Here is a 9,066-nt window from a genome sequence, read left to right as displayed (position 1 = left end):
TGGCCTGTCAGTCGCCCACGCTGTTCTCGATCTGCGTATGGCTTGCCATGGCCCCCGCCCACAGCCGCACCTCAGAGATCCGGCCCGGCAGGTAGTGCTTCCATCCGCCCGATGTGAAACCCCGGCCGATTGCGAAGTCCCCCGCTCCAGCCTTCGCAGTGAACTCTTGATCAGCGCCGTTCTGATCATGTGCCAGATACAGGCTGATCCTTCCGGCCTGTGCGTCGAAGAGGCCGGTCAGACGGACTGGGGTGTCCAGTGCCGCTTCCAGGCTTGAGGTAACCGAGGAGAAGGTGCCGTCCGTGTTCAGCCGGCCGAAGTGCCAGAAGCCGGCCGGTACGGTCTTCTCCTCGCCCATGTCCCCGTCCAGCACTGTCTTCTTGCCGGTGAGCTGGAACCAGAATCCCCACGCGGAGCCATCCGCCGTGCGCTGGCCGAGGACCTGACCGGTGTAGCCGACGTCCTTGGACAGGAGCTTCGCGCCGTCCAGGGCCGCCAGTGCGGTGACGGTGAATGATCCGGTGTCGTCCACCAGAGGGCCGGCGGCCGTGGCCGCGCCGTCGACTCCGTCCAGGACGATCTCCTCGCCCTCCAGCGAAGCCCCGCCGGAGAGCGCGAGAGCTTTGCCGTAGCCAGAGGTGGAATCGGCAATCGTGGTGCCGCTCTCGCGGGAGGCAGACCAGTCCGCCACAAGCTCCGCCCCCGCGTACTTGTCAGAGGTCAACAGCCGTGCCTCGTCCGCGACCTCTTTCTCCGTCAGTTCTCGTTGCCACACCGCGACCTCGTCGATGGAACCGTGCATGTAGTCCCTGTAGGCATCGGCGTACATCACGCGGCCGATCTGCAGCGGCCCGTCTGCGGAGAACGGCGTTCCCCAGGCGACCGACGACTGGAACTGCCCGTTGAGGTAGAAACTGACCTTCTTCTCCACTGCATCGTGGACCCCGGCTACATGTGTCCATACATCGCGCGGGGAAGGCTGCTTGGCCTTGGCCTCCTGGAACGTGCCCTCCCCGGTGAGAACCCGCATACTCCAGGTATTCGAGCCGCCTCCGTATGAGAGATACAGCGGGCTGTACTTCTTCGAGAACGGGCTGGTTGTCTCGGCTGTCTGGCTCAGCACGGTCAGCGTCTTCGCTGTGTCCGGGTCGACGCGCACCCATGCCGAAACCGTGTACGACGATCTGGTTTCCAGCACCGGGCCGCTCGTGGCCGCGTAACCCGTGCTGCCATTGAGGGAAAGGCCCTTGTCCGTCACCGGCGCCTCGAGCACGTTGCCCTTGCTGTCGTGTGTGATCAGACCTCGGCGACCTCGATCGTCCCGCGCCGCTCCACCGGCGAGTGTCGCATCGCGGCGGACAGAACCGCCCGTGGCGGAGTCGACCGCGGTCCCGCCGGCCTCGTTGAAGTGCCAGCGGCCCACCGGGCCGTCGCCCGCAGCCACCAGGAAGTCCACCACGTTCTGCGCGCCGAACCGATCGACATTGTCCTTGGCCCGCACAGAAAGCCGGTATGTGCCGGATCGCTCAGGAGTGATGGCGGCCTGCCAACCGAGTACAAAGAAGGCTGTCGACGCAGCGTTGGCGCACATGGGTGCCGGAGTGTTCGGGGCACAGACCTTCTTGGCATCGCTCCAGGACCCGCCCGAGGTGAGCCGGTACTGGAAAGCGACGACGTTGGTGTCACCCGCCGCCGGCTTGAAGGTGAAGGTTCCCTTCACACCCGGGCCACCCTTGGGCGCACAGTCGCTGGCGGTACATGCGGTGTACGGAGCGCCGATGGTGATCTGGGGCGGCAGGGGTGCGGACGGGTCGACCTTGAAGTAGCACCAGCCCGTCGTCGAGGCGTTCGACGGCCCGGACAGGTGGCTCTTGCCGCCGTTGTAGTACGAGCGGGTCCACGACCGGTACCGGTACAGCGTCCCCTCACTCAGCTTCTGTGCATCGGGGACCGCCTTGGAGAGCTTGATGTTGTCCCCGACGTAGCCGGTGCTCGGCGCCTCCATCTCGGTGATCGCGTTCGACCAGGTTCCGTTGGACGCCTTCTTCTCCACAGCCATCGCGACCCGCAGCTGTGCGTCTTTCTCACCACCAGAAGCCGTCTGGGCCGTCGCAGTCATAGCCGGCGTGGGATCCGAGACGATGGCCGGATCGGACGCGGACGTGTCGCACACCGCGCCAGAACCGGTCATCAGGCCAATGCCCGTGGGCTTCGCCGGCAGGCCCACGAAGTCCACAGCCAAAGTGGCGTCGTTCTTGAACCGCTTCCACGCAGAGGGGTCGCTCTCGTTGTTCGCCCGGATCTCCAACGTGAGCCGCGAGAACTTGCCCGCCGCGAAGTCCCGCACCGTCGGGGTGAGGTTCTCGTTCGGCTCGTCCGGGAGGTTGTCGTGGAACTCGATCGGCGCCTCGGGCGAATCCGGATCACACAGCGACCCCCGTCCCGCCGACACATTCTTGTCGCCCATCCAGTCCAGTTCCTTGGGACGCGACGACCATGAAGTGGACGAGGAAATGTTGTTCGTGCGCACCAGGTCCACCCAGCGCGGGTCGCACTGGAACGCCCACGGCTCCGTCACCCGGAACGTGGCATCCAGGACCTGCTTGCCCTTCAGACTTGCCGGCGAAAACTCGAAGTACAGCCGCTGGACATAGCCCGGTCCGCAGTAATAGCCGCTCCAGGTGCCGCACTTGCCCACGCCCATGCCTTGGCCATCGTCGCCGTTGCCCCAGCCGTAGGACTCGTAGCCGTCCGAACGCAACAGGGTTCGCTCGGACTCTCCCCAGGTCACAGTCGGGTCGATAAACAGAGGGAAGGCAGCTGTCTCCGTGGTGGCCAGCATGTCTGCGTCCGGCACCACCGACAGCCTGTACTCGCCCAGCTTCACATCCATCCGGGCCACCCTGTCGCCCTGGCCCGGCTCGAGGCCCGAGCCCGACGCAGCCCTCTCGGAAGCGTCCCCCGGCACCGCCTGCCCCTCAGCAGCCGGCAATGCAGAGCTGCGCTGTGTCTTGTGGGGCTGCTGCGTGGGCATCTTGCCCGCCGAGTTCCACATCTGTGCTGGCGGCGCCCGGAACACTGTGTTGCCGTCTCCGTCCACCGCGGCGAGGCTGCCCGCCGCGCCCTTGCGGACCGTAAGCCCCGTCGCCTTCAGTCCGAATTCGAGCTCCTTCAGTTCCGGACGGGATGCTGCCTTCGGGGACTTGACCACGAGCACATGCTGGAAACTCTCGGCCGTTGCCGTGACCTTCACATCAATGTCCGGAAGCACCTCCCGGTACAGAGCGCTCGAGCCGTCCAACTCCGGTTCCGGCAGGCGCCCTAGCCAGCTCAGCTCCAGCGACTGGCCCAGCTCACCGATCTGCACCAGCGGATCGTGGTCCCCGCCACCGGAGAACGTCATCTTCACGGTCGCTGCCTTCGGACCGACCGATCCGTCGGAGCGCCGCTCCAGCGTCGGATCCGGCGCCTGCCAGCCACCGTTCGGCGTCGCGACGCGTACTGGGACCGCCGACTCCTCCAGGGTGAAGGTGTAGCCGTCAGGGTTGGCGAACACAGTGGTCTGCTCGGAGCGCTCCCCCGTAACCTCCACGCGCTTCCCGGACTCGACCGCCTGGGCCAGCGCCTGCTGCCCCTCCGACAAGGCAGGGGCATCCCCCACAGCAGCGCCGGCAGCCGCCGCAGGCAGCGCAAGCGCCGAGAACACCGTCACAAACGCGGTCACGACCGCGGCACCACCGCGCATGCAGGCACGCATACGCAGACTCCCCCGCCCAAACCCCACAGTCCCCACCCCAGAGTCACAAGATCCCCACAAACGCAGCGAGTTAACGCCTGTTCACCCGACGTCGTCAACAACTCGAGCCTTGACCCAACCGGGCCTGAACCACAGAAATACGTACACATGCCCGACCCGGGGGCCCACTCCCCGCACTCCCGAACCATCCCGCAGGTGACACACCGTCACATTAGCCAAGTCCCGTGCATCCGCCCGCAAACGACCTTGCAACTACGCCTCAACCCCACCGGCCCGCAAGGCCAGGCATACATGCGCAAGCAGACGCGCGCCGCAAAATCCTTAGCGGAGCAACAAAATCCAATTGCGCTACGCCAGGTGACCAAAAGCCTGCGCCCCGCACAACGTGATGCACATCACTCAATGTGCGGCAACAATCCCGGCACTCACCGACCACACACGCACGCCAGACCCAGACGCCCCCGCCATGGGCCGAACTCGCCTGCCAGAAGCCGGGAATGCACGCCTCCGTCCCTCACACCCCCTCGACTTCACTGCGCAACTGGTGGTGACGTTGCTGCGCCGGCTCGACGATCCTGAGTGGCTGGAGCATCGGTTCTAGTGGTCGTCGCAACACCCCATCTCAAGGGGTGCGATGGACTTCGAGATCCGTAGGGTTCGCAAGGCTCAGGGGCCTGTGAAGCTCCGAGCCGAGCGGGAGGAATACTTCCGGCCCGTGCAGATGGGGCTGACCAACCGAGAGGCAAGCCGACGCGTCGGCGTTCATGAACGGACCGGCCGCGAATGGCGAAACGGCCGGACCGACCCGAAGCGGTGGCGGGCTCCTGCTCTGGCAGAGCAGGAGCCCGAGCCTTCGCCGACGAGGTACCTGCGGGAAGACGAACGCATCCACTCAGCCGCCCGGCTGCGGGAGAAGGTGTCCGTCCGAGCGATCGCCGCCGAGCTGGGCCTCAGCCCGTCCACGATCAGCCGTGAAGTACGCCGCAATGGCACACCCCTGCGCGGCGACCGCACCCGATGGGCCTACCGTCCCCAACGCCGCTCAGCGCCGGGCCGATGCCCGCCGGCCCCGGCCCAAGCCCAGCAAGATCGGCCAGGACGCCGGGCTGTGGGACTTCATCCAGGCTCACCTGGCGATGCGGTGGAGCCCGGAACAGATCTGTCAGGCTCTTCGCAGACGGTTCCCCGACCGGCCGGAGATGCACGTGGTCCACGAGACGATCTATCAGGCCCTCTACGTCCAGGGCAGCGGGGAACTGCGCCGCGCATCGTCCGGCAGCCATCAGGTACAAGACAGTCGCCAAGATAGCGAATGAACGCTGGAGATAAGCGTCTGATCAGGCTTCCGGAGTGATTGTCAGTGGGGCGCTCTAGGCTCTGCACCGTTTGGGAGATCGGTATCTGCTGTCCCGTCCCGATCGATGCTGAGGCTTCGGAGAGTGAGCGGTGTGAGACTGAGGTTAGCTGTCACAACAATGGCCTCCGAGCTGCCCTGGGCGGCTGTTCTGGCTCCGGGGCGTGGCCTTGTCTACGACGTACTGGCCTGTACAGCCCCCGAGTTAGGCAGACAACTCCACGAGAAGGGTGCCGGGGTGCACGGCATGGTGCCGTTCGGCCACAGCGCCCCAGTGTTCGCCTCGGCGCGGCGCAAGTCGGGTCGTTACGCGGCTGGCGGACGCGGTGTGGTGGAGTTCGGCAGCCCGATGCCGGAGGTGATGGAAGCGCTCGGCCGGGGCTTCGCCGGGCGAGACGTGCTCGACTGGGGCGGCGTCGCGCTCCGGCTGACCGGTATCACGGCGCTCACCCCTCCGGACTTCGCTTTCGGCCGGGCCATTCTGCGTACGACGACGCCGGTAGTGATGAAGGGCTCCGGACGCGGCGAGGACGGTGTTCGTACCACCCGGCAGGGCTGGCTGTTGCCGACCGAGCCGCAGTGGGCCGGATATTTCCAGGGCAACCTGCGCCGTAAGGCCGAGACCCTGGGGCTTGCCCCGGATGTGGAGCTGGAATCCGTCACCTGGATCGGACCGAAGCGGTCGTTCAGCGTAGGCCAGGGGCTGAAGCCCGGCGCCGCTGTGGAGGTGGAACTGGCCGGTCCTCCGGAGACCCTGCAAGCCCTGTGGAGCTGGGGACTCGGTCAGGCGAACGCAGCTGGCTTCGGATGGGTAGCCGCGTGAACGCCGCGCCCGATCTGGGCACGCAGTCCCGGCTGGTACTCACCGCGCATCCGCTGCAGCGGATCGGGGCGTACGCGCTTGCCGCGCTGGTCGATTGTGATCGCCCCGAGGATCTTGCGCCTGAAGACTTCAACGACGCAGTGGAACAGATAGATGGGCACGCGATCCAGGCAGCACTGTTGCGGGATAGCAAGGCCATTAACGGGTTCTGGTTGAAGTGCAGTCTCTCCCTGTTTCCCAACTCGCCGATGAACCACAACAGCAACGGCCGTAAAAGTGACGATGCAATCCGTGAGCGCATCAGAACCTGGCACGCTCTCGCAGATCCGGCCACCTGGCCTGGGGTTAGCTGTGTACTGTGCGGGCGCCCGGCTGTGGACTTCTTCGGCCATCGTGATGTGGTCCTGGCTGAGAGCGTCTCGTATCGGAACACCACCCCGCGAGGACATGAGGGGATGGCGCTGTGCCGTCCGTGTCATGTCTGCTTCTACGCGCTCCCGTACGGAAGCCACCTGACCGGCGGTTCCTCCGTAGCCGTGCACAGCTGGGACGAGCGCTTCCTCAGGCGCGCCGTGACCCGTCAAGTGGACCGCAGTCTTCGCATTGCGGAGACCGGCGATCCGAGCCGTCGTCAGACCGATGTCCGCGAGGTCGTCGCGCTGACTTCTCTGCGTCGCTATGGCGAGCGGGTCACCGATGGAGTTGACCTCCTTGTCTACAACAACTTCAACGGCAAGCCGTCCTTGGAAGCCCATTCTCTGGAACAGCCCCTGGCCGAGTGGCTGCGGATGACCTCGCGTGCCCCAAAGCTACGACGCGGATTCACCGCCCTGCTGCTGGCCCACGCCACCAAGACCGACGCCGGTGTGGTGGCCCTGGCGCGCAACGCCTTCCGGGATCCGGCACGGATCCTGGGCCGTGGCGTGCGCTACCTGGGCGGGTTGGTGACCACCACGGCCCCCGACCGAGAGCGGGTGGCCGACCTGGCGGCCTTGCTCTACTCCTTCACCACCGAGGTGACGCTGATGAATGAGAAGGACCTGTCCGAGATCAGGTTGACCGCCGGCAGGATCGCGCGCCTGCTCAGCGAGGAGACCTCCGGCGGCAAGCTCAGGAGGTTCCGTGCCGATCTCAAGGACTCGCCCAAACTGCGGAGTTGGCTGACCAGTCATGGGGTGCAATGGGCGATCAAACCGCCTAAGGGCTCCGAGGGACCGCTAGCGACCGAGCGGGCCTTCACCCTCCTCTTCGCCCCCGGTGCGGACAACCCAGCCTGGTTTCACCGGGACCTGCTCCTGGTCGGGGTGCTGGAGGAATTGTCCCGGCTCGGCTGGCAGGCCAAGGAGGACGCGGACGGCGACAAGGACGACGAGGAACTCGGCGCCGTCGACCAGAAGTTCATCACGGACGAAGCGGAGGACAAGCAGTGAGTTTCCTGGTGGGCAAGATCGTGCTGGATGTGGTCGCAGGCGCTCCCAACAACGGGGAGGGCGAGGACAACACCGGCCGGATCAAAAAGCTCAGGGTCGGGCGCGAGGAATACCCGTACGTCTCCGCACAAGCGTTTCGCAGGTGGGTGCGCGACTCGCTGCCGCTCGAGGAGTCTCGCTCGGCGGTCACCCGCATCGGCAAGGGGGCCAAGCAGCAGGCGTACACCGCCGGCCGCCCCGACCGGCACCTGGACGACGACCTCTTCGGCTACATGGTCGCTGTGAAGAAAGAGAACTATCAGCGTGACACCGTGTTGGCCACCGGCACACTGGTCTCCGTGGTTCCGCAACGCCCCACTATGGACTTCGGCACGATGAGCCGGGACTTCCCGGTCGGCGAGCACCCCGTCATCCACTCCCACGAGCTCTACAGCGCCACCCTCGCCGGGGATCTGCTGCTGGACCTGCCGCGCGCCGGGGTCTTCGAGACCGACGGCAACGGCCTGCGGGTGGCCATCAGCCAGACCGTCGCCGAGGAGGCCCAGGCCGCCGGCGCGGAGGCCACCACGCTGCGCGGCACCGCAGCTGTCCGGTTGCCGCTCGCGGAGCGCCGCCGCCGGATCGCCACCCTGCTGCAGACCCTGGCCGCTGTACGCGGCGGCGCCAAGCAGGCGCTGCACTACGGGGACCGCACGCCTTCACTGGTCCTGCTCGCTCCCCTCAAGGGCGGCGTCAACCCGTTCACCCGCGTCCTTGGAGCCCGCGACGGGAAGCCGGTCTTTCTCCCCGACGTACTGCGCGAGGAGCTCCATGCCTGGAGTGACGAGTTGGAGGACGGCCCGGTGCTGCTCGGCTGGGCCCCCGGCTTCCTCGGCGAGCAGCGTGAGCAGGTCCGAGGAGAACTCAAGGACCTGATCGACGAGGGCCGTCTGCTCCTGGAACACCCGCGCGTGCTGCTGAACCAGTTGGCCGAACAGATCCAGCAGGGTGACCACGACGCGTGGTTCGAGGACCCCACGGCATGACCGCTACGGACACCACGGCGCTGGAGGTCACCCTCACCGCGCCCGTCGTCTCCTTCCGCAACCCCCTGTACGCCGGGGTGCAGGTCACCCTGCCGTGCCCGCCGCCGGCCACCGTCGGCGGCCTGCTCGCCGCCGCGGCCGGTGGATGGACACGAGTGGATCCGGGGCTGCGCTTCGCCATGGCCTTCCGCGCCGGTGGCAAGGGAGTGGACTACGAGACATACCACCCTCTGGACGCTTCCGGGAAGAAGGCATCTCCCACCCCGCGCAACCGCGAGTTCCTCACCGACGCCGTGCTGACGGTGTGGCTGCTCGACGAGCCCGAAGCCTGGCAGCGCAGGCTACGCCGACCGGTGTGGCCGCTTCGGCTGGGCCGCAGCCAGGATCTGGTAGGCATCCGTATAGAGCGCATCTCGCTCCGTACAACGCCCGGATCACAGCGTTCCGCGGTCGTGCCGGACGGGGCTGGTACGGCGGGCACGTTGCTGCGGCTGCCCACCGCGATCGCGCTCGGCCGGGACCGTACCCAATGGGACGCCTACCGGTTCGACTCCTCCGGACGCTCCGAACACCCCGTCACCGGCAGTTGGTCGACAACCGACGGGCAAGCCGTAACCCTGCTGCCCACCTCCCATCCCGATACCGGCCTGCGCTTCTGACAGACCTGTCCCAGCCCC

5 protein-coding genes and 1 pseudogene are annotated in these 9,066 nt (G+C 66.7%); 5 read left to right on the top strand and 1 reads right to left on the bottom strand.

Features of this window, described 5'->3' with window-relative positions; translation table 11 throughout:
• Positions 1 to 7: 7 nt before the first annotated feature.
• Entirely contained in the window at positions 8 to 3,757 is a 3,750-nt protein-coding gene (locus OG883_RS40710) for a LamG domain-containing protein (protein ID WP_266552262.1), read from the bottom strand.
• A 634-nt stretch (positions 3,758 to 4,391) separates the two neighbouring features.
• On the opposite strand from OG883_RS40710, the pseudogene OG883_RS40705 reads away from it, so the two are divergent.
• From OG883_RS40705 to cas5, 5 genes and pseudogenes are all read left to right on the top strand, one after another.
• Positions 4,392 to 5,022: pseudogene (locus OG883_RS40705) on the top strand (helix-turn-helix domain-containing protein); the annotation flags it as partial.
• Between the two features lie 210 nt (positions 5,023 to 5,232).
• The gene (locus OG883_RS40700; RefSeq protein WP_266552259.1) at positions 5,233 to 5,934 is read left to right on the top strand and encodes a CRISPR-associated endoribonuclease Cas6; all 702 of its coding nucleotides are present in this window, start codon (positions 5,233 to 5,235) and stop codon (positions 5,932 to 5,934) included.
• Entirely contained in the window at positions 5,931 to 7,364 is a 1,434-nt protein-coding gene (locus OG883_RS40695) for a hypothetical protein (protein ID WP_266552256.1), read from the top strand. The genes OG883_RS40700 and OG883_RS40695 overlap by 4 nt, the downstream gene beginning before the upstream one ends.
• Complete coding sequence (gene cas7i / locus OG883_RS40690) at positions 7,361 to 8,389, top strand: type I-B CRISPR-associated protein Cas7/Cst2/DevR (RefSeq protein ID WP_266552253.1); 1,029 nt, start codon at positions 7,361 to 7,363, stop codon at positions 8,387 to 8,389. Before OG883_RS40695 ends, cas7i begins: the two co-directional genes overlap by 4 nt.
• Positions 8,386 to 9,048 (top strand): CRISPR-associated protein Cas5, encoded by a 663-nt coding sequence (gene cas5 / locus OG883_RS40685; protein ID WP_266552250.1) that lies wholly within the window; start codon positions 8,386 to 8,388, stop codon positions 9,046 to 9,048. The genes cas7i and cas5 overlap by 4 nt, the downstream gene beginning before the upstream one ends.
• Positions 9,049 to 9,066: the final 18 nt, after the last annotated feature.

It is taken from the genome of Streptomyces sp. NBC_01142 (assembly GCF_026341125.1).
Classification (GTDB): domain Bacteria; phylum Actinomycetota; class Actinomycetes; order Streptomycetales; family Streptomycetaceae; genus Streptomyces.
The sequence above is the reverse complement of the archived record's forward strand: the minus strand, read 5'-3'. Positions and strand labels throughout refer to the sequence as shown.

Excerpts from the sequence above, each read along its gene's own strand:
- OG883_RS40710 (WP_266552262.1), bottom strand. The coding sequence starts at position 3,757 with ATGCGTGCCTGCATGCGCGGTGGTGCCGCGGTCGTGACCGCGTTTGTG.
- OG883_RS40700 (WP_266552259.1), top strand. The coding sequence starts at position 5,233 with ATGGCCTCCGAGCTGCCCTGGGCGGCTGTTCTGGCTCCGGGGCGTGGC.
- cas5 (WP_266552250.1), top strand. The coding sequence starts at position 8,386 with ATGACCGCTACGGACACCACGGCGCTGGAGGTCACCCTCACCGCGCCC.